At 31.9% G+C, this 20930-nt stretch carries 33 protein-coding genes and 1 pseudogene; all 34 read left to right on the forward strand.

Annotated elements, in window-relative coordinates:
• The first annotated feature begins 138 nt into the window (after positions 1-138).
• On the forward strand, positions 139-1536 hold the full coding sequence (secY, locus tag ACX1M8_RS02125; RefSeq protein WP_458616524.1) for a preprotein translocase subunit SecY: 1398 nt from the start codon (positions 139-141) through the stop codon (positions 1534-1536).
• Complete coding sequence (locus ACX1M8_RS02130) at positions 1530-2195, forward strand: adenylate kinase family protein (protein ID WP_458807171.1); 666 nt, start codon at positions 1530-1532, stop codon at positions 2193-2195. Before secY ends, ACX1M8_RS02130 begins: the two co-directional genes overlap by 7 nt.
• 32 nt (positions 2196-2227) lie before the next feature.
• A complete protein-coding gene (gene map, locus ACX1M8_RS02135; protein ID WP_458836708.1) occupies positions 2228-2974 on the forward strand; it encodes a type I methionyl aminopeptidase in 747 nt (248 codons plus the stop codon).
• 15 nt (positions 2975-2989) lie between these two features.
• Positions 2990-3190, forward strand: coding sequence for a translation initiation factor IF-1 (gene infA / locus ACX1M8_RS02140; protein WP_369810281.1), 201 nt, complete (start codon positions 2990-2992; stop codon positions 3188-3190).
• An 11-nt stretch (positions 3191-3201) separates the two neighbouring features.
• Positions 3202-3315 carry a 50S ribosomal protein L36 gene (gene rpmJ, locus ACX1M8_RS02145; RefSeq protein WP_078746966.1) on the forward strand — a complete coding sequence of 38 codons (114 nt, stop codon included), beginning with the start codon at positions 3202-3204 and terminating at the stop codon, positions 3313-3315.
• A gap of 14 nt (positions 3316-3329) precedes the next feature.
• Positions 3330-3698, forward strand: coding sequence for a 30S ribosomal protein S13 (gene rpsM / locus ACX1M8_RS02150; protein ID WP_458616527.1), 369 nt, complete (start codon positions 3330-3332; stop codon positions 3696-3698).
• 2 nt (positions 3699-3700) lie between these two features.
• A complete protein-coding gene (gene rpsK / locus ACX1M8_RS02155) occupies positions 3701-4090 on the forward strand; it encodes a 30S ribosomal protein S11 (protein WP_257089267.1) in 390 nt (129 codons plus the stop codon).
• A gap of 26 nt (positions 4091-4116) precedes the next feature.
• Positions 4117-5127: a DNA-directed RNA polymerase subunit alpha gene (locus tag ACX1M8_RS02160; RefSeq protein ID WP_458616530.1), complete on the forward strand. Its 1011-nt coding sequence runs from the start codon at positions 4117-4119 to the stop codon at positions 5125-5127.
• A 1-nt stretch (position 5128) separates the two neighbouring features.
• A complete protein-coding gene (gene rplQ / locus ACX1M8_RS02165; protein WP_416738604.1) occupies positions 5129-5491 on the forward strand; it encodes a 50S ribosomal protein L17 in 363 nt (120 codons plus the stop codon).
• Between the two features lie 186 nt (positions 5492-5677).
• On the forward strand, positions 5678-6871 hold the full coding sequence (locus ACX1M8_RS02170) for an acetate/propionate family kinase (RefSeq protein WP_458616531.1): 1194 nt from the start codon (positions 5678-5680) through the stop codon (positions 6869-6871).
• Positions 6861-7292, forward strand: a complete 432-nt coding sequence (gene coaD / locus ACX1M8_RS02175) for a pantetheine-phosphate adenylyltransferase (RefSeq protein ID WP_458836709.1) — start codon at positions 6861-6863, stop codon at positions 7290-7292. Before ACX1M8_RS02170 ends, coaD begins: the two co-directional genes overlap by 11 nt.
• The gene (gene yihA, locus ACX1M8_RS02180) at positions 7285-7878 is read left to right on the forward strand and encodes a ribosome biogenesis GTP-binding protein YihA/YsxC (protein ID WP_458616534.1); all 594 of its coding nucleotides are present in this window, start codon (positions 7285-7287) and stop codon (positions 7876-7878) included. Before coaD ends, yihA begins: the two co-directional genes overlap by 8 nt.
• Positions 7865-8767 (forward strand): MAG1430 family protein, encoded by a 903-nt coding sequence (locus ACX1M8_RS02185; protein ID WP_458836710.1) that lies wholly within the window; start codon positions 7865-7867, stop codon positions 8765-8767. Before yihA ends, ACX1M8_RS02185 begins: the two co-directional genes overlap by 14 nt.
• 164 nt (positions 8768-8931) lie before the next feature.
• Positions 8932-10365: a pyruvate kinase gene (pyk, locus tag ACX1M8_RS02190; protein WP_458616536.1), complete on the forward strand. Its 1434-nt coding sequence runs from the start codon at positions 8932-8934 to the stop codon at positions 10363-10365.
• A 119-nt stretch (positions 10366-10484) separates the two neighbouring features.
• The gene (locus tag ACX1M8_RS02195; RefSeq protein ID WP_458836711.1) at positions 10485-12137 is read left to right on the forward strand and encodes a ribonuclease J; all 1653 of its coding nucleotides are present in this window, start codon (positions 10485-10487) and stop codon (positions 12135-12137) included.
• Positions 12138-12195: 58 nt separating this feature from the next.
• Positions 12196-12537: a thioredoxin family protein gene (locus ACX1M8_RS02200; protein WP_458616538.1), complete on the forward strand. Its 342-nt coding sequence runs from the start codon at positions 12196-12198 to the stop codon at positions 12535-12537.
• Between the two features lie 202 nt (positions 12538-12739).
• Positions 12740-13045 (forward strand): 30S ribosomal protein S10, encoded by a 306-nt coding sequence (gene rpsJ / locus ACX1M8_RS02205; RefSeq protein ID WP_458616539.1) that lies wholly within the window; start codon positions 12740-12742, stop codon positions 13043-13045.
• Between the two features lie 28 nt (positions 13046-13073).
• A pseudogene (gene rplC / locus ACX1M8_RS02210) lies at positions 13074-13733 on the forward strand (50S ribosomal protein L3); the annotation flags it as partial.
• A 134-nt stretch (positions 13734-13867) separates the two neighbouring features.
• Complete coding sequence (gene rplD / locus ACX1M8_RS02215) at positions 13868-14563, forward strand: 50S ribosomal protein L4 (protein WP_458616540.1); 696 nt, start codon at positions 13868-13870, stop codon at positions 14561-14563.
• Positions 14563-15036, forward strand: a complete 474-nt coding sequence (rplW, locus tag ACX1M8_RS02220) for a 50S ribosomal protein L23 (protein WP_458616541.1) — start codon at positions 14563-14565, stop codon at positions 15034-15036. The genes rplD and rplW overlap by 1 nt, the downstream gene beginning before the upstream one ends.
• A gap of 112 nt (positions 15037-15148) precedes the next feature.
• Positions 15149-15994 carry a 50S ribosomal protein L2 gene (gene rplB / locus ACX1M8_RS02225; protein ID WP_458616542.1) on the forward strand — a complete coding sequence of 282 codons (846 nt, stop codon included), beginning with the start codon at positions 15149-15151 and terminating at the stop codon, positions 15992-15994.
• Entirely contained in the window at positions 15994-16272 is a 279-nt protein-coding gene (gene rpsS, locus ACX1M8_RS02230) for a 30S ribosomal protein S19 (protein ID WP_416738616.1), read from the forward strand. The genes rplB and rpsS overlap by 1 nt, the downstream gene beginning before the upstream one ends.
• Positions 16272-16613 (forward strand): 50S ribosomal protein L22, encoded by a 342-nt coding sequence (gene rplV, locus ACX1M8_RS02235; protein WP_416738617.1) that lies wholly within the window; start codon positions 16272-16274, stop codon positions 16611-16613. The genes rpsS and rplV overlap by 1 nt, the downstream gene beginning before the upstream one ends.
• 1 nt (position 16614) lies before the next feature.
• On the forward strand, positions 16615-17268 hold the full coding sequence (gene rpsC, locus ACX1M8_RS02240; RefSeq protein ID WP_458616544.1) for a 30S ribosomal protein S3: 654 nt from the start codon (positions 16615-16617) through the stop codon (positions 17266-17268).
• Positions 17268-17690, forward strand: coding sequence for a 50S ribosomal protein L16 (gene rplP / locus ACX1M8_RS02245; protein ID WP_458616546.1), 423 nt, complete (start codon positions 17268-17270; stop codon positions 17688-17690). Before rpsC ends, rplP begins: the two co-directional genes overlap by 1 nt.
• Positions 17690-17884 carry a 50S ribosomal protein L29 gene (gene rpmC / locus ACX1M8_RS02250; protein ID WP_458616548.1) on the forward strand — a complete coding sequence of 65 codons (195 nt, stop codon included), beginning with the start codon at positions 17690-17692 and terminating at the stop codon, positions 17882-17884. The genes rplP and rpmC overlap by 1 nt, the downstream gene beginning before the upstream one ends.
• 2 nt (positions 17885-17886) lie before the next feature.
• Positions 17887-18156, forward strand: a complete 270-nt coding sequence (rpsQ, locus tag ACX1M8_RS02255; RefSeq protein WP_458616550.1) for a 30S ribosomal protein S17 — start codon at positions 17887-17889, stop codon at positions 18154-18156.
• Entirely contained in the window at positions 18156-18521 is a 366-nt protein-coding gene (gene rplN, locus ACX1M8_RS02260; RefSeq protein WP_458616552.1) for a 50S ribosomal protein L14, read from the forward strand. Before rpsQ ends, rplN begins: the two co-directional genes overlap by 1 nt.
• Before the next feature lie 18 nt (positions 18522-18539).
• Positions 18540-18872: a 50S ribosomal protein L24 gene (gene rplX / locus ACX1M8_RS02265; protein WP_458616554.1), complete on the forward strand. Its 333-nt coding sequence runs from the start codon at positions 18540-18542 to the stop codon at positions 18870-18872.
• 1 nt (position 18873) lies between these two features.
• Entirely contained in the window at positions 18874-19419 is a 546-nt protein-coding gene (rplE, locus tag ACX1M8_RS02270) for a 50S ribosomal protein L5 (RefSeq protein ID WP_458616556.1), read from the forward strand.
• Positions 19419-19604, forward strand: a complete 186-nt coding sequence (locus tag ACX1M8_RS02275; protein WP_036452166.1) for a type Z 30S ribosomal protein S14 — start codon at positions 19419-19421, stop codon at positions 19602-19604. Before rplE ends, ACX1M8_RS02275 begins: the two co-directional genes overlap by 1 nt.
• Before the next feature lie 2 nt (positions 19605-19606).
• Entirely contained in the window at positions 19607-20002 is a 396-nt protein-coding gene (gene rpsH, locus ACX1M8_RS02280; protein ID WP_458616559.1) for a 30S ribosomal protein S8, read from the forward strand.
• Positions 20003-20014: 12 nt separating this feature from the next.
• Positions 20015-20554 carry a 50S ribosomal protein L6 gene (gene rplF, locus ACX1M8_RS02285; protein WP_458798133.1) on the forward strand — a complete coding sequence of 180 codons (540 nt, stop codon included), beginning with the start codon at positions 20015-20017 and terminating at the stop codon, positions 20552-20554.
• A 24-nt stretch (positions 20555-20578) separates the two neighbouring features.
• Positions 20579-20929 carry a 50S ribosomal protein L18 gene (gene rplR / locus ACX1M8_RS02290; protein ID WP_458616564.1) on the forward strand — a complete coding sequence of 117 codons (351 nt, stop codon included), beginning with the start codon at positions 20579-20581 and terminating at the stop codon, positions 20927-20929.
• The last annotated feature ends 1 nt before the right edge of the window (position 20930 follow it).

Here is a 20930-nt window from a genome sequence, read left to right on the forward strand (position 1 = left end):
TTAAAAGTTAATGTATTCAGACATTTTAATGAATTATTTAATTACTATTCAGTTTTCAAAGAATATAAACGCGATTTCGCGTTTTTTTATTTTTGAAAATAATATATAATTACGCTGTAATATGAAAAAGGGGATATTTTGCGTACTTTACTATTTAAAATAAAGAATCAGTGGAATAATTTTTGAAATAATAAAGAGCTCACTAAAAAGATTATTTTTACATCATTTTTATTAATAATCTATATCATGGGTACCACTATTACTGTACCTTTTGTACAGCTACAAAAAGACAGTGCTATGGGGGAAAACTCATTTTTAAACACACTTAATTTAATAGGTGGTGGAGGGCTTAAACAATTCTCATTATTTGCATTAGGGATAAGTCCATTTATTAATGCTTCACTTATAATGATGATTTTACAATCTAAGATTTTCCCACCTATCTACAAGCTCAGTCAGAGTGGACCACAAGGTCGGAGAAAAATAAATGTTATTACAAGATTTTTAACTCTTATAATTGCATATCCACAAGCTGTTTTCTTACTAAAAACACTTACTACAGGTAATAATGCATTTATTAGAATTAACTTAGCTGGAACAAACATTTCAGAAGGAACACTTGTTTACTTTGTTTTACCTGTGATTCTAACAGCAACATCATTATTTGCTCTTTTTATTTCCGAACAAATCACAAATAAAGGTGTAGGGAATGGAACAAGTTTAATTATTTTTACTGGTATTGCAGCTAGAATTCCGTTCCAATTTCAACAAGCATTTCTTCACTACATCGGACCTGACGTATCAAAATTATCAAGTTCATTAGTGGGAATTGTAAACTTTACAACTTACATTCTTGTTTACTTGATTATTATTATGATAATCGCAATAGTTTATACGGCAGAAAGACACATCCCTATACAACAAATCGGTGCAGGAAGATCAAAGAGTAAAAAAGAAATGGGTAACTTACCTATTAAACTAAATCCGGGTGGAATTATGCCTATTATTTTCGCAATGATGGTGCTTTCATTTCCTACAATGATTACTAATTTACTCCCTGATACAAGTACATCAAAACAATGAATTAATCAAAATTTACAATTCACTCAACCTATTGGATTTACATTACTATTAGTAGTTATATTTGCTTTCTCATTAGTAATGGGAATCCAACAATCTAAAGTTGATAAAATTGCTGAAGACTTTGCTAAAAATTCCACATTTATTCCTGGGGTTAGACCTGGAGAAGAAACACAAGACTATTTAATTGCTATAGTATTTAGATTAAGTGTGTTTTCATCAATTTACTTATTAATTTTAGGTGGTATGCAATTCGTTGAAATTATGGCAGGAATTTTACCTAGTGTAATTTCATTTGGTGGTACAGGACTTATGATTTTAGTAAGTGTATCACTTGAAACTGTAAGCCAATTACAAGCACGTAGAAAGACATATAGATTAGCTAAAGCTAAAAGAGAATCAATGAAGAACATTGAAGATTATGAAGCTAATAATGTCGAAGGACTTTTATGATAAACAATTTAAAAACTAACATTATTTTTATGGGACAACCTGGAGCTGGAAAAGGTACTGTCGCATCTTTAATCGCAAGTAAGAGTAATTTAATTCATGTTTCAACAGGAAACATATTTAGAAAAGAAATAGAAGAAAAAACTGAATTAGGATTAAAAGTAAAAAATATTGTTACAACAGGTGGTTATGTTCCTGATGAAATTACAAATGCAATCGTTAAGAATGCTTTAGAAAAATTAAAAAATGAAAATAAATATTTTATTCTTGATGGTTTTCCAAGAACAATAGCTCAAGCTGAATTCTTAAAATCTTTAAAAGAATTTAACTTTATTGTTGTAGAACTACAAGTCGATAAATCAATTATCTTAGAACGTTTAAGTGGAAGAAGAACATGTTCAAAATGTTCAGAAAGTTACCATGTAAAATTTAAGCCTTCTAAAGATAACGCTACATGTGATTTATGTGGTGGTGCTCTAGTTCAAAGACAAGATGATACAGAAGAAAGAATAGCTCACAGACTTGATTTATATGAAGAACAAACAAAACCATTATTAGACTATTATGCAAATTTAAACGAATTAAATGTTATAGATGCATCACAAACCCCTGATTTAGTGGCGGATAAAGTTCTTAAGTTAATTCAAAAAAATGATAAAATATAAAAACTTTAGAAGAAGTAGAAAGGATTTTTATTATGATAACTATTAAAAATCCGGCAGAAATTGAAAAAATTTCTAAATCCTGCAAAATCTTGGCAGAAGTTAAACAAGTTATTTGAGACTTTGTAAGACCAGGTGTTTCTTTAAAAGATATTGATCAATTGGCTTTTAAAGAAATAATAAAAAGAGGAGCTAAACCTGCTTTCAAAGGGTTATATGGCTTCCCTGCTACAGCATGTATATCTGTAAACGAACAATTGATTCATGGAATACCTAGTGACTATGTTTTAAAAGATGGAGACTTACTCAGTGTTGACTTAGGTTGCATTTGAGAAGGATACAATAGTGATAGTGCATTCACAAAAGGTGTTGGAACAATTTCAGTATCTGATCAAAAATTAATCGATGTAGCAAGAGATGCATTTTATGCTGGCTTTAACGCTATCAAAAAAGGTGCTAGAGTTGGTGATATCTCTTATGCTATTGGTCAGTTTATTAAAAAGAATGGTTACTACACACCATCAGAATTTTGCGGACATGGGATTGGTCGTGCATTACACGAAGATCCATATGTTCCTAATGATGGTAAAAAAGGTACAGGCCCATTATTAAAAGATGGCATGGTAATATGTATCGAACCAATGATTACACAATATCCTAAAATAAAGGTACTAAAAGATGGATGAACTGTAGTCAGTGCCGATGGAAGTAAAAATTCACATTATGAGCACACAGTGTTAATTAAGAATGGTAAAGGTATCATTCTTACGAAAGGAATTTAATTGGCTAAAGATGCAATTAAACTAACAGGCGTTGTTAAAGAAGCTTATTCAACAGATGATTATTCAGTTGAATTAGAAAATGGCGTAGTAATTAAAGCACACATCTCAGGTAAAATGAGAGTAAATCACATTAGAATATTACCTGGAGATGCGGTAGATGTAGAAGTAAGTCCTTATGATTTAACACAAGGGCGTATTACATACAGACACAAATAAAAGGAGAACTAATGAAAGTTAGAGCAAGTGTTAAAAAAATGTGTAAAGACTGTAAAATTATCAAACGTAAAGGAATTATCCGTGTAATTTGTGAACAACCAAAACACAAACAAAGACAAGGATAAGAAAGGGAAATTAAATGGCTAGAATTTTAAACGTTGAAATTCCTAACAATAAACGTGTTGTTATCTCATTAACATACATTTATGGAATTGGAAACTCATTAGCAAAAGAAATCTGTGCTAAAGCAAACATCAACGAAGATGCTCGTGTAAAAGATTTATCAGAAGAAGAATTATCAAGAATCCGTGAAATTGCTAAAGAATATACAACTGAAGGTGACTTACGTAGAGAAGTAAGTTTAAACATCAAACGTTTAATGGAAATTAAATGTTACCGTGGAATGAGACACCGTAAAGGATTACCTGTTCGTGGACAAAGCACAAAGAAAAATGCTCGTACACGTAAAGGGCCTAGAAAAACAGTTGCTGGAAAGAAAGGTAAATAATCATGGCACGTAAAACAAAGAAAAAGAACATTACAAGTGGTGTTGCACACATCCACTCAACAAACCAAAATACAATTGTTACATTTGCAGATGAAAATGGTAATGTTATTGCTTGATCATCAGCTGGAGCAATTGGATACAAAGGTACAAAGAAGAAAACTCCATATGCAGCTGGATTAGCTGCACAAGCTGCTGCTGAAGCTGCTAAAGAACACGGAATTAAAACAGTTAAAGTTGAATTAAAAGGACTTGGAGCTGGTAAAGATGCTGCAAGAAAACAAATCGAAGTTAGCGGAATTACAGTTACAGAAATCAAGGACGTTACACCAGTTCCACACAACGGAACAAGACCTCCAAAACGTATTTTAAAACGTGAACGTATGAAGAAATAATTCGTAACTAAAGGAAGGTACAAAAAATGGAAAAATTTAAAAAACCAAATTATTTAGAAAAACCACAAATTAGAGAAACTAGTGAATATGAAACTACATTTTCTTTACAAGGTTTAGAAAGAGGATATGCTAACACATTAGGAGTTGCACTTAGACGCACACTTCTATCAAGTGTTACAGCATTAGCACCTTTCTGTGTAAGAATTGAAGGTGTTACACATGAATTCCAAACTATTAAAGATGTAGTTGAAGATGTACCAAGTTTATTTATGAACCTAAGAAAAGTTAGATTCACATATGATGCAAGTCAAGTTCAAGATAACGATATTATTAAAGTTGTATTAACTTCAGATGCAGTTGGACCTGTTACAGCAAGATCATTAAAAGTTGTAAACAATCCAAGTGTTCAAGTATTAGATAACAATGTTTATCTAGCAACTGTTTCAAGCGAATCAGCTCTTCATTTAGAATTATATTTACGTCCAGGACGTGGATATATGTCATTTGATGAAAACAAAGCTTATGTATCTAAGAGAGAAGCAGAATTAGCTGCTTTAACAGATATCAAGAAAGTTAACTTTATTGCTATCGATTCAAACTTCTCTCCTATTACAAAAGTTGCATATTCAGTTTCTGAATTAAACTCATCATCTCCTAAATTAGAAGAAAAATTAGACTTTACAATCCACACAGATGGAACTGTAAAGGCAAAAGATGCTATTAAATCAGCTGCTGAAATCTTAATTGGATTATTCCAAGTTATAGGTGCAGTTGAAGACATGAAACTTGACATTTTTGAAGAAGAACAACCAAAAGTTGAAGAAAAAGAAGAAGATGATTTAGATATTGCTCAAATGGGACTTTCAGTTCGTTCAGCAAATGCTCTTAAGAGAATTAAGAGAACTAAACTATCTCAAATTAAAGAACTTACTTTCAACCAATTAGAACAAACTAAAAACTTAGGTAAAAAATCTATTCAAGAAATCATAGACAAATTAAAAGAATATGGTTACGAATTAAAAGAAGGAGATGAGTAATATGGCAAACCCAACTCAAATTTATTCACGTGATACAAAATGAAGAAATGGTGTAATGCGTTCATTAGTGAGCGAATTATATGTTAACGGAAGAATCGTTACAACTTTAACAAGAGCAAAAGAAGTAAGAAGACACGCTGAAAGAATGATTCAAAAGGCTAAAAACCCAACATTAGCTAACAGACGTGCAGTTGCTGCTTATTTACGTCCAATCCAAACAAAAGATGGAAAAGAAGTATTAAAATACTTATTTGAAGATATTGCACCAAAATATGCTGAAAGAAATGGTGGATACACAAGAATTATTAAATTACCTCGTCGTCAAGGTGATTCAACACGTATGGCAATTATTGAATTAGTTTAATTTTACAAACTTTAATTACACGCATTAGTACTTATCGGATAATAAGATAAGTACTTTTTTATAGCAAGCATTTAGCTATGCTAAATTACACAATAATTGGTATAATTTAGCTATTAATTAATTACTAGAGAATTAAAGAAAACATAAAGATAAAAGTTGAAATATCAACATTTAAAAGGAGAAAGAATGAACCAAAAAGTTTTAGTTATTAATGCTGGAAGTAGTTCAATCAAATTAAGCTTATTTGATAAAGAATCATTAGAACTTTTAGCTAGCGGTATTGCTGAAAGAATTACTCTTCCAGAAGGAAACATAGTTTTAAAATATAATGGTGAAAAATATGAAAAAACTGTTGCTATGCCTACACATAAAGAAGCAGTTAATGAACTATACAAATTAATGCAAAAAATTAATTTAATTTCAAACCCTAATGAAATCTCAAATATTGGTTTTAGAATCGTGCAAGGTGGAACTTACTTTGATCGTACAACAAAAGTAACTGATAAAGAAATTGCATTAATCGATGAATGTTCAATGTATGCACCTTTACATAATCCAGGTGCTGTACAAGCTATCTTAGGTTTTAGAGAAGTTTTCCCTCATGCAAAATTATCAGCTGACTTTGATACAGCCTACCACACAACAATTAATAAAGTAAACTCTACATATGCTATTCCTAAACATTTAACAGAAGAATATAAAATTAAACGTTACGGTGCGCATGGTATCTCACACCAATATATCGCTGAAAAATTAGCTGATATTTTAGGAAAAGAAACTGTAACATTTGTTAACCTTCACTTAGGAAATGGTGGAAGTTTATGTGCTATTAAAGATTCTAAATCATTTGATACCTCAATGGGATTAACACCACTTGCAGGAATTATGATGGGAACAAGAAGTGGAGATATTGATCCTTCTATTCATGAATTTGTATGTAAACAAACAGGAATGAGCATTGCAGAATTTACTAATGTCTTAAACAAACAAAGTGGATTATATGGTGTTTCTACAGTTTCAAGTGATATGCGTGATATTACATCAGCAGCTAGAAACGGAAATGAAGATGCAGCCTTTGCTTTAGAATTATATGCACAAAAAATCGCTGACTATACAGCTTTATATGCTAACAAAATTGGTGGAAATCCAGATGCTATTGTGTTCACAGCAGGAATTGGTGAAAATGTTGCATTAATAAGACAAATGGTTGTAGATAAACTATTTTTCAAAAACATTAAACTAGATAACGAAGCAAACACAAGCTCATTTGATGATTATGCGCTTATTTCTTCACCTGATAGTGAAGTTAAAGTTTATGTAATCCGTACAAATGAAGAACTTGTTATTGCACGTAATGCTTTAAAAATTTATGGTGAATAATAAAATAGCCTTGTATGCAGGATCGTTTGATCCTTTTCATCAAGGACATAGCTCAATTGTGGATAAAGCTACACAATTGTTCGATAAAATATATATAGTAATTACATGAAATCCTGATAAAGATAATTTAGATCGTATTGATCAAAATTATACTTATATAAGCAAGCTTTATCAAGATAACCCACAAGTTTATGTAATTGCTAATAAAAATAAATTAACTGCTCATTTAGCACAAGAATTAGGTGTTAAATGACTAATTCGTAGTGCAAGAAATGATTTAGACTATAACTATGAATTAGAACTTGCTTGTGGAAATAAAAGTCTAAATCATGAGCTTGAAACAGTTTTGATACTACCTGACTGTAATAAAGTTCAATATCAATCAAGATTACTCAGACATAAGGAAAAATTCAATGTTTAAATTCGTTAAATCAGCAACTAAAAAAGAAAATTGATATGAGCACCCTTACAACGAAATCGCCTTTTGAGGTAGATCGAATGTAGGAAAAAGCTCATTAATAAATACTATCGTTTCAAATAAAAAGCTAGCCAAAGTTTCTAAAACACCAGGTAGAACTCAATTACTAAACTTCTTTCAAAATGAATTTGGAGCAGTTTTTGTTGATTTACCAGGATATGGTTACGCAAGAGTGTCAAATACTCAACTAGTTGAAATGAATAAAATGATCGATGAGTATATAATTAATCGTAGCAATCTCAAATGTCTATATTTATTAATTGATGCTAGACACGGGATTACTAAAACTGATATTGAACCAATAGAATTTTTAAATCGTGTAGGTGTAAACTTTAAGATTGTTTATACAAAAGCTGATAAACTTAAACAAAAAGAAAAACATCAACTTTTAAAAGATATTCAAGCATCAAGACAACTTTATGGACCATTTCAATATTTTATTGTTTCAAGTGAAACTAAAACAGGTATCAATGATCTAATTAATGATATCAACGACACTTTATCAGGAGAAAATTATGAAGAAAAGTAGCAAATTATTCATAGCATATGGAATTATTGGAGGATTTGCTTTAGGAGGTATTATCGGAACTTCTATCGCAATTAGCCAACAAAAAAGAACTTTAACTATTGCAGAAACATTAGATAAATATACTTTAAATAAAACTGCTTCATTAGAACAAGAAAAAACTCTAGCATCTAAATATGCAACTAGTCCTTTAAATATTAAGAGTGAATGAAATTCAGCTGCCTGAAGCAAAGAATTAATTCTAAAACAACTTATTACACGTGAAGATGTAGAAAATAAGAAATTTGCAAAAAACTTTTATTTATATAATGGAGCTAAACCTTTAAAAGCAATTTTTAATGAGAAACAATGTGAATTAATTACATTTAAGTCATATGCAAATGACGTTGAAGGTGTTTTATACTTACAAGTTACTTATCCAGTTACTGATGAAATGAAAGCTCAAGATCCAAAATTGGGTGACAATATCGTTAAAGTATATTCACTAGGAGGATTTTCTAAAATAGCTGAATATAATCCTTATGCAACAAGTAACACAATTATTGTTACTGCAAAAAGTGCAGATATCAAAAAAGATTTTGAAAATGTAGCTAAATTCAAAGAAAGCTATGAAGCAATGCTAAAAAATACTGAAGCTAATGCAAAACAAACTTGATTTGAAAAATACTTTAATTTTGATTTATCACCTGTTACGGCATTATCATTTAATCAACTTAATCTTACTTTCGGAGAAAATGATTCAGTTACAATTCACTATACATATGGCTACAAAGTTTTAGCAGCTACAAAAGATCAACTTGATAAAGTCGAAGAACAATACCCTGAAAATGATTCACAAGGCAGTGAAACTTTTAATGATTTATTTAAAGCAGTCGAAAGTACTCAAGCTTAAAATTATGCCTATTTTTAGGCATTTTCTTATACCTTAATACAAGGTTTAAAAGAATAAAAATCAATATTTTATAAACTTTAGCCCCTAATTTTAGGCAAGAAATAAATTTTTTAAAAACTTGTTATTAGTGGTAAAATACATATATAAAATCTTATAGGAGTATTATGAAAATTACTGATAAAAGAACTAAATTAGTAGCTACTATCGGTCCATCAAGTGATAACTATGATATGTTACTTTCACTTGTGGAAAATGGTGTTACTACAATTAGAGCTAACTTTAGCCACGGTTCACATGAAGAACAATTAAACAAATTTAAATTAGGAAAAAGAGTTTCTCAAGAACTTAGAATCCCTGTTTCATTAATGTTAGACACAAAAGGACCAGAAATCCGTATTGGAAAAATGAAAGATGGTGCTCAAGTAGTACAATCAGGTTCAGAAATCTTAATTCACACAACAAGTGATAAATACCAAACATTAGAAGGTACAGCTACAGAAATTACAGTTGCTTACGATATGGCACAAGATTTAGTAGTTGGAAACCAAGTTTTAATCGATGATGGTAAACTTTCAACAGTTGTTACAGAAGTAGGTAAAGGATACGTTAAAGTTAAAGCTGAAAACACACACAAATTAAAGACAAACAAACGTGTTAACTTACCTGGTGTTGACTTCTCATTACCATTCCTAGCTGAAAAAGACATCAACGATGTTAAATTCGGAATTGAAAATGGAATTAACTATGTAGCAGCTTCATTCGTTAACTCAGCTCGTAATGTAAAAGAATTAAGAAAATTACTTGATGAAAATGGTGGAAGCCACATTCAAATTTTCTCAAAAATTGAATCTCACTTAGGATGTGTAAACATCGATGAAATTATCGAAGCATCAGATGGTATTATGGTTGCTCGTGGAGACTTAGGTCTTGAAATCCCTTACTACGATGTTCCATACTACGAAAAAATGATGATCAGAAAATGTCGTGAAGCAGGTAAACCAGTTATTGTTGCTACACAAATGTTAGACTCAATGGAAAACTCACCACACCCAACACGTGCTGAAGTTACAGACGTTTACTACGCAGTTGAATTAGGTGCTGACTCTACAATGCTTTCAGGAGAATCTGCAAACGGATTATTCCCTCTTGAAGCTGTTAAAACAATGGCTGCTATCTCAAGAAGAGCAGAAAAAGAATTCTACGCAAGAAACTACTACGACGTTCAATTAGAAAAAGTTTGAGCAAACTCAGATCAATCAAACAAACGTTCACAAATTGCTTACAAAATTGCTGAAAAAACAAAAGATGGAAAATACAAATTTGTTGTTACATTATCAAGAACAGGAACATTATTAAAAGAAGTTGCTAAATTTAGACCAAACTCAACAATTATTGGTGTAGTAAACAACCCATTATTAGTAAATGCTTTCGGTTCATATTCAAGTGTATGAACATCTGTTGACTCAGAAGCTTTATTCCCATTAATTAAGAAAGATCACGAAAATGCTGTTACAGCTCTTGAACCATACGGAATTCAAAAAGGTGATCAATTCTTAGTTGTTGAAAACGATGTTATTACAGAACACGTTGTTAAATAATAACTATTTTAAATATTCGCTAAATAGCGGATATTTTTTTATTTAATGTTATAATTAAGCTAATTAATAAACAATTAATTTTTCATACAATCACAAAAATAATACAACAGGAGAAAACAATGAATAATGTTAATATTTTTGCCTTAGGTGGGCAAGATGAAAATGGTAAAAACTGTTATGTTTTCGAACATAATGAAGATATTTACATCATAAACGCAGGTGTAAAAGTTCCAATCGACGCAAATAACGGAGTTGATACTTTAATTCCTGATTTTACTTATTTAGTCAAACATAAAGATAAGATTAAAGGTATTTTTATCACTGATATTAAGAACGAAACATTTTCTGCATTACCTTGACTATTAATGAAAATTCCTAATTTACAAATCTATACATCAGCATTTAATAAAGTTATGGTACTTGAAAGAATTTCTAAATATGGAATTGATCAAAAAAGCTTCAAAATTCAAACTTTAAGAGGAAAAACTAAAATAGGTTCAGTTGATGTAATACCTTTTAATTTAACTGGTTCTATGCCTGGAAATACCGGATTTAACTTCTCAACTCCTGATGGGGATTACTTATTTATGTTTAACTATGTAGAAGGTGATCTAGGAATTTATGGTAAAACCAATTTTAGAGCTTTAGCTAACTATTTTAGTCATAAACCAATTATTGGACTAGTAACAGATGCTGGAAGAAGTAATGTTTCAGGACGTGCTATTGATAAATATAAATTTAATCCTAAATTAAATACTGCATTTGAAAAAACACCTAAAGATAAAAGAATTATTGTAGGTGCTTACGGTGAAGAAATGGTCTCAATTCAACAAGTTATTGATCTAGCGATCAAATACAATCGTCCTATTGTGCCTTATGGAAAAACTTATGCAGATTTACTTTACTTAATTTCTAAATTCACAGATAATGTTAAACTACCTGAAATTATCGATTACAAATCAATTAGTAAATATAATAATGCTGTAGTACTAGTTACAGCAGCTACTGAACGTTTATATAATCGTTTTGAAAGAATTGCATCTGAAAAAGATGTTTATTTAAAATTAAATAATGATGACACAATGATTTTAATGGCTCCACCTGTAAATGGACTAGAATCTAAATATGCTGAAATGATGGATTTAGTAGCTAAAATCACACCTAATATTTCTGAAATTCTAGATAATGATTATTTCTATGTGCGTCCTACAAAAGAGGATTTATTAAACTTAGTTAAAAACCTTAAACCAAGTTATTTCATCCCTACACAAGGGCTTTATCGTTATCTAGTAGGAGCAAGTGAATATATTGTTGAAGAACTAAATAAAAAACAAGAAGTAAGCCCTATAATCCTTTTAAACGGGAAAATAGCTCACTTCCAAGGCGATAAGCTATTTAGCCACAATGGAAAAATCAAAGAAGTAGGAAACACTATTATTGATGGTTTTGGAGTAGGTGATATCTCATCAGAAGTAATTGCTGAAAGGGAAGCTTTAGGAAGAGAAGGTGTAATCGTTATTAATGGATTATATTCACCTAAAACCAAGAAAATTGTAGGTCAATTACACATTAGTTATATCGGAGTTATTGACCAAAGTGAAATCGAAGAAACTAATGCTTTAATCACTGATTTAATTGTTGATGTATTCAAAACTAAGACATTTACTTCTATGCGTGAAGTTAATGAAAAACTAAGAAAAACAATACGTAAAAAGATATTTAAACTTAAAGATAAAGACCCAATGGTGGCTTTAACTTTAACTACAATTTAATGCTTAAAAAACACATTAAAGTCTTCTGATAATGTGTTTTTGTTTATAAAGGAGAAATATGTTTAAACAAATGTTATGAAAAGATGCGCAAGCACTTATCCAGTCAAATCCAAGCGACCACTTAATCTTTTTGAACTTCACAACAACATGATGTGGCGATTGCAAAATGATGAAACCAATAGTGGAATCTGTAGCTAACGAATATGAAAATAACGATAAAATAACTTTTATAAATGTAGATGCAGAAGAAGCAAAACTATTTAGAGAACACGATAATAAATGAAAAATTTTAAAAGTTCCAACTATGTTATTAATCCAAGGAGATGAGATTTTAGAACGTGGTTATGAGTACATGCCGATGCAAATTTTAAGCAATTGAATTAGCAAAAAAATCTCATAAAATCAAGCTTGATACACCGAGAGCAGTTGTTAGAAAAAATAAGCAGAAAAAACCTTTCTGTTTTTTTATTTTTTCAATATAATACAAAAGCAACTATAGTGATGATTTTTAAAGGTTGCTAGCTTGCCAAGATTATGTTGTCGAGGACAAGTTAGGTTTTTTAAAAGGAGCTATTGTTCAAAAGAACAAAAGGAGACAACACATGAGTAAACTTAATATCAAAGTTAAAGGTTTTGACCACACATTAGTTGATCAAGCTGCTAAGAAAATTTACACAGTAGCTAAAAGCGCTAATGCAACAGTTAGTGGACCAATTCCTTTACCTACAAAAAGAGATGAAGTTACTATCTTAAGATCTGTTCACGTTAACAAAAAATCTCGTGAACAATTCGAAAGCAGAACACACCAAAGATTAGTTGTAATTACCAATCCTTCTGCTGAATTACAAGATAAACTAAACAGACTTGAATTACCAGCTGGTGTGGATATTCAAGTAAAAGTAAAATAAATTTAATACCCAAATTTAAGGAGAACAAATGAAAGGAATCTTAGGACGTAAAGTTGGTATGACTCAAATTTTTACAGAATCTGGTAAAAGTGTTCCAGTTACTGTAATAGAAGTACAACCAAATGTTGTGTCAAAAGTTTTAACAGCTGACAAAAATGGTTACGTTGCTACTCAACTTGCTGTATTTGATAAAAAAGCAAGTCGTGTTAACAAACCTGAATTAGGTCACTTTAAAAAAGCTGATACAACACCTAAGCGCTTCGTTAAAGAAGTTCGTGATATGTCAGGTTATGAACTTGGAAGTGAAATTAAAGCTGACATATTCACATCAGGTGAATTAGTAGATGTTACAGGAACATCTAAAGGGAAAGGATTCGCCGGAACAATTAAAAGACACAATCAACACATTGGACCTAAATCTCACGGTGGAGGTGGAGGTTCTCAACCTGTTAGACAAACTGGATCACTTGGGGATATCTCAGGTAACAGAGTTTACAAAGGTATGACAATGCCAGGGCACCTTGGAAATGTAAAAACTACAGTTCAAAACCTAGAAATTGTTAAAGTTGATGTTAAAAACAATTTAATTTTAATCAAAGGGTCAATTCCTGGACCTAAAAAATCTTTCGTAGTAGTTAAAGAAGCAGTTAAAGGGCTTCCTAACCGTGAAGGAATCAAACTTGTTGACATTGAAGAAGTTATGTTAATGAACGAATTAATCGAAAAAGCTAAGAAATTCAACATTGAAGTTACAGTAGGAATGAACTCAGCTGAATTATCAGCATTAATTCAAGAAGCTGAAGAAAAAGGAGATAAATAGTTATGGCTGAAACAGTTAAAAAATCAACAAAAGCTACAACAGCTAAAAAAGCTACAGCTCCTAAATCAGCAAAAGTAACAGTTGTTAAAGAAAAGAACGTTACTAAACCTGCTTTAAAAGCTGAATTACCTGCTAAATTATTCGCTAGCGAAAAAATTTACGAACAAGCAATTTTCGATTCAATTCTTTCAGAAAGAGCTTCAAGAAGACAAGGAACACACAAAGTTAAGAACCGTGCTGAAGTTTCTGGTTCAGGTAAAAAACCTTGAAGACAAAAAGGAACAGGACGTGCTAGAACAAGCTCATTACGTACACCAGTATTCGTAGGTGGTGGTAGAGCATTCGGTCCTACAGCAAACAGAAACTACTCATTAAAAGTTAATAAGAAAGTTAAACTTGCTGCATTCGTATCAGCATTAACATTATTAGCTCAAGACAATGCAGTATTAGTTGAAGATTTTGCTTTAGAAGCAGTATCAACAAAAGCTATGGCTGCTAAATTAGCTGAATTAAACTTAAGCAACTTAAAAAATGTATTAGTAGTTACAGAAAGTGAAACAGTTTACAAATCAGCTAGAAACATTCAAAATGTTGTTTTATCAAAAGCTAACTCATTAACAGTTGAAAAATTAATCGCAGCAGATGTTATGGTTATTTCAAACGAAAGCTTAAAACTATTAGAAGGGAAAGTTAAATAATGGAATTAACAAGAGTTATCATTGCACCAGTTCTTACAGAAAAATCTGATATTCAAAGAGCTAACGGTGTTTACACCTTCAAAGTAGATTACAAAGCTAACAAACACCAAATCGCTGAAGCTATCGAAACAATTTTCAATGTAAAAGTTGAATCAGTTAGAACAATTAAAGTTGAAAAACAACCTAAAAACGTTGGACGTTTCCACGGATTTACAAACCGTTACAAAAAAGCTATGGTTACTTTAAAAGCTGGATCAGATATGAACTACTTACCAGCTGATGAAGAAGAAGCAACATTAGTTGCTGAAGAAGCTAAAGTTAAAGAAGCTGCTAAAGCTGAAAAAGCTGCTAAAAGTGCAGATGTTGAAAAGAAAGCTGCTGCAAAACTTGCTGCTAAAAAATCAACAGCTACAAAAGCAACAAAAACAGTTGCTAAGAAAACTACTACAAAACGTAAAGTTGGTGGAGAATAATAATACTCCGATGAACTTTATAGACAATTTAATTTATTTATAAATGGGGTAAAAAAGCTTGCTTAAAAGACAGACCCCCAACTATTTTTAAGCAATAAGGAGAAAAGACACAATGGCGATTAAACACTATAAGCCAACGACAAATGGTCGTAGAAACATGTCTTCTCTTGATTACAGAACAAACTTATCAGGTCACGCACCAGAAAAATCACTTTTAGTGAATTTAAAAAACAACGCTGGACGTAACAACCAAGGTAAGATTACTGTTAGACATCACGGAGGGCGTGTTAAAAGATTCTACAGAATTGTAGACTTTAAACGTAACAAAGATAACATCCCTGCTATTGTTAAAACAATCGAATACGATCCAAACAGATCAGCAAACATTTGTTTATTAGCATACGCAGATGGTGAAAAAAGATACATCCTTGCTCCTAAGGGTATTAAATTAGGACAAATCGTTCTTTCAGGAACAAACGTTGATATTATGGTAGGTAACACATTACCACTTGCAAACATTCCTGAAGGTACATTCGTACACAACATCGAAATGCAACCTGGAGGTGGAGGGGTTATAGCTCGTTCAGCTGGAACTTCTGCACAAATCTTAGGTAAAGACGAAGATGGTAAATACGTAGTGTTAAGATTAAAATCAGGTGAAACACGTCGTATTTTAGCACGTTGTCGTGCAACAGTTGGTGTTGTAGGAAACGAAGAACACTTACTTGTTAATGTTGGTAAAGCTGGAATCAACAGACACAAAGGTATTAGACCAACAGTACGTGGATCAGTTATGAACCCTGTAGACCACCCACATGGTGGAGGGGAAGGTAAGCAACCAGTTGGACGTAAAGCTCCACTTACACCTTGAGGTAAAAAAGCTCTTGGAGTTAAAACAAGAAAAACTAAGAAATCTTCAAATAAACTTATTTTAAGAAGAAGAAAGGATTCTAAATAATGGCACGTAGTCTTAAAAAAGGTCCATTCGCTGACGAACACTTACTTAAAAAAGTAGATGCTATCGTTGAAGGAAATGCACCTAAAAAACCAATTAAAACTTGATCAAGACGTTCAACAATCTTCCCAAGCTTCGTAGGATTAACATTTGCTGTTCACAACGGTAAACAATTCTTAGAAGTTTATGTAACAGATGATATGGTTGGACACAAATTAGGAGAATTCGCACCTACAAGAACATTCTCAGGTCACGGTGCAGATAAAGGTAAGAAGAAATAATGGCACAACAAGCAAAAGCACACGTTAAACTACAAAGAGTTAGTGTTTCTAAAGCTAAATTAGTAGCAAACCTTTTCAGAGGAAAAGATGTTACTGAAGCATTAGGACTTCTACATAACGTTAATAAAAAATCAGCTCCTATTTTCATCAAGTTATTAGAATCAGCAGTTGCAAACGCTACACACAACCATGGTATGGATGCAACTAAATTATATGTAAAAGAAGTTTATGTAAATGAAGGTCCTACTCTTAAGAGATTCCAACCAAGAAGTCAAGGACGTGCTTACTCAATCTTAAAACGTACATCAAATTTATCAGTAGTATTAGAGGAGAGAAATTAATATGGGACAAAAAGTTAATCCAAATGGTTTCCGTTACGGTGTTACTAAAGCACATAACTCAACATGATTCGCAGACAAAGATAACTTTGGATCATATTTAGTTGAAGATGCTAAAATCTACAAATTTTTCGATAAATTAGTACGTCAATACCAAATTGGAAAAGTTGAAGTTAAACGTAACAAAGATAATAAAGTTACAGTATTAATCCACACAGCAAAACCAGCAGCAGTTCTTGGAACAGAAGGTAAAAATGTTCAAGAATTAACAGTATCATTACAAAAATACTTAAAAAACAAGAACTTAAATGTAAACATTCAAGTTGTTGAATTAAAAAACCCTGATTTAAATGCAAAATTACTTGCAGAAATGATTGCTACAAAATTAGAAAACCGTGAAAGTTTCCGTTCAGCACAAAAAATTGCTATTAGAAATGCAATGCGTGCTGGAGCAAAAGGAATCAAGACATCAGTTAGTGGACGTCTTAACGGTGTTGATATGGCTCGTACAGAAGGATATTCTGAAGGAGAAATGAAATTACATACATTAAGACAAAATGTTGACTATGCTACAGCAACAGCTAGAACAACATACGGTGCTATCGGTGTTAAAGTGTGAGTATCATTAGGTGAAATTTTGGAAGGAGAAAATAAATAATGCTTCAACCAAAAAGAACTAAATACAGAAAACCATTCCTTGTAAAACACGACAAACGTAGAGCTACAAAAGGAAACACAGTAGCATTCGGAGAATTCGGATTACAAGCTACAACATCAGCATGAGTTACAGCTCGTCAAATCGAATCAGCTCGTATTGCTGCTACACGTAGAATGGGTCGTGAAGGACAAGTTATTATCCGTATATTCCCACACTTTGCAAAAACATCTAAACCTATCGGAGTACGTATGGGTTCAGGTAAAGGTACACCAGAATTATGATATACAGCAGTTAAAGTAGACACAATGATGTTTGAAGTTGGTGGAGTTCCAGAAGATGTAGCACGTGATGCTTTACGTCTAGCTGGTCACAAATTACCTGTTAAATGAAGAATCGTTAAAAAAGAAGAAGGAGATAAATAATGCTTTACAACGAATTAAAAGAAAAATCAGTTGAAGAATTACAAACTCTTGTAGCTGAACTTAAAGCAGAATTATTTACTTTAAGATACAGAAATGTTACAGGTGATTTAAAAGAAACTCACAAAATTGCAGTTATTAGAAAAGATATTGCTAAAGCTCTTACAGCTTTAAACGAAAAAAAAGGAGCTAAATAATTATGGAAAGAAACACAAGAAAAACACTTGTTGGTACAGTTGTTTCTGCTGGTAAATCAGCTAAAACAATTATTGTTGCAGTTGATACATACAAAACACACCCATTATATTCAAAACGTTTCAAATCTACAAAGAGATTTGCAGTACATGATGAAAATCAAGTTGCTAAACTAGGAGACATTGTTTTAATTATGGAAACAAGACCACTTTCTAAAACAAAACACTTCAGACTAGTTGAAGTTAAACAAGCTGCTACAGAAGGACAAAACTAATGTTACACGAATTATCAAGAGCAAACGTTGCTGATAACTCAGGTGCTAAAGAAATCGGAGTTATCCGTATCTTAGGTGGGTCAAGAAAGAAAGTAGCAAATATTGGTGATATTATTGTATGTTCAGTTAAAAAAGCTATTCCTAATGGAATGGTAAAAGAAGGTCAAGTTGTTAAAGCAGTTGTTGTTAGAACATCATACGGAGTACACCGTGATAACGGTTCATACATTCGTTTCGATGACAACGCTGTAGTATTACTTAAGGAAGATTTAACACCACGTGGAACACGTGTATTCGGACCAGTTGCTCGTGAATTACGTGAAAAATTCCCTAAAATTGTTTCACTTGCACCAGAAGTATTATAGGATTTAAGGAAAATTATTATGAACAAAATTAAACTTAGAAAAAATGACGAAGTAATCGTTATTGCCGGTAAAGAAAAAGGTCAAACAGGAACAATCGAAAAAGTATTACACAACGAAAACAGAGTTATTGTTAAAGGATTAAACTTTATCAAAAAACACAACAAACCTTCACAACAAAACCAAGATGGTTCAATTACAGAAAAAGAAGCTCCAATTCATGTTTCAAACGTGCAATTATTAGTGAAAAAAGCAACAAAAGACAAACCAGCTCAATCATCAAAATTAGGATACAAAGTTGATGCTAAAGGAAACAAAGTAAGAGTAGCAAGAAAGACAGGAAAGGAAATCTAATATGCTTAAAAACGTTTATTTAGAAAAAGCAGTTCCTGCTTTAAAAGAAAAATACAATTACAAATCATCAATGGAAGTTCCTAGAATTGAAAAAGTTGTTTTAAACATGACTGCTGGAAAAGAAATCAATAATTCAAAAGCAATCGAAGAAGTTTTAAATGAATTAACATTAATTTCTTCTCAAAAACCATATCAAACAACAGCTAAAAAATCAAACGCTTCATGAAAATTACGTGAAGGAATGCCTATGGGTGGAAAGGTTACACTTCGTAGAGACAGAATGTGAGATTTCTTAGACAAATTAATTAACGTGGCTATGCCTCGTATTCGTGATTTCCGTGGTGCAAATCCTAAAGCATTTGACGGAAGAGGAAACTACAACCTTGGAATTAAAGAAGAAATTATCTTCCCAGAAATCGAATTCGACAAAATTCGTAGAATCAAGGGACTAGACGTTATTATTGTAACAAGCGCAAAAACTGATGCAGAAGCAAGAACATTACTTGAATCAATCGGTGTACCATTTGACAAAAAAGGAGCTAAATAATGGCTAGAAAAGCATTAATCGAGAAAGCAAAACGTCAACCTAAATTCTCTACACGTGCTTACACACGTTGTGAATTATGTGGACGTCCACACTCAGTATTAAGAAAATATAAAGTATGTCGTATCTGTTTTAGAAACCTTGCACACGAAGGTAAAATTCCAGGTATGAAGAAAGCGAGTTGATAATTATGTTTATTACAGATCCAATTGCAGATTTAGTTGTTCGTGTTAAGAACGCTAACATTAGAAAACATAAAACAGTTACAATTCCTTATTCAAAACAAAAAGAAGCTATCGTTAAGCTTATTTTAGATGAAGGGTACATTGCATCATACGCTATCGAAGGTGAAGGCGTAGACAAAAACATTGTTGTTACATTAAAATACAAGAAAAATAAATCAGCTATCGTTGACTTTAAGAGAGTTTCAAAACCAGGTCTTAGAGTTTATGTTAAAGCAGAAGAAATTCCAAGTGTTATTTCAGGATTTGGTACAGTTATTATTTCTACATCAAAAGGACTTATGACAGGAAAAGAAGCTAGAAAGGAAAATGTAGGTGGTGAAGTTATCGCTTACATTTGATAATAGGTAAATAGTATGTCACGTGTTGGAAATCGTGTTATTAACGTTCCTGCAGGAACAACTATTACTGTTGAAGGAAACAAAGTTACTGTTTCTGGTAAACACGGAACTCTTGTTAGAGAATTTAGTCCATTAATCACAGTTAACGTAGAAAACAACCAAGTTACAACAGTTCGTGCAAACGAAGAAAAACACACCAAACAATTACACGGTACAACAAACTCATTAATTTCAAACATGATTAAAGGTGTTACAGATGGATTCCAAATCGATCTTGAAATTAAAGGGGTTGGGTACAAAGCTGAACTTAGAGGAAATGAAATCGTTGTTAATGCTGGATATTCACACCCAGTATCTAAAAAAATACCAGCTGAATTAAAAGTTACAGTTGCTAAACCAACAGAAATCTCTGTATTCGGAAACGATAAAGAAATCGTTGGACAATTTGCAGCTGTAATTAGAGCTATCAGAAAACCTAATGTTTACTCAGGTAAAGGTATTTCATATAAAGGCGAAAAAATTAGACGTAAAGAAGGGAAAACAGCTTCTAAATAATTTAGATGTTGTTAGGTTAAAGTTATGAAAGCAAAATCAAGAAACGCAGCTAGAAAAGTTAAACATGTTCGTTTACGTCAACACATTAGTGGTACAGCTTCAAGACCACGTCTAAATGTGTTTAAATCACACCAAAACTTCTACGCTCAAGTAATTGATGACACTAAAGGTGTTACATTATTATCAGCTACAACACTTCAAAAAGGTGTTTATGCAGGTAACATTGCTTCAGCAGCAGAATTAGGTGCTAAAATGGGTCAAGAAATGGTTAAATTAGGAATTAAAGAAGTTGTATTTGATCGTGGTGGATACTTATACCACGGTAGAGTAAAAGCTTTTGCAGACGCAGTTAGAGAACAAGGAGTTAAATTCTAAT

Source organism: Mycoplasma tracheobuteonis, assembly GCF_054456995.1.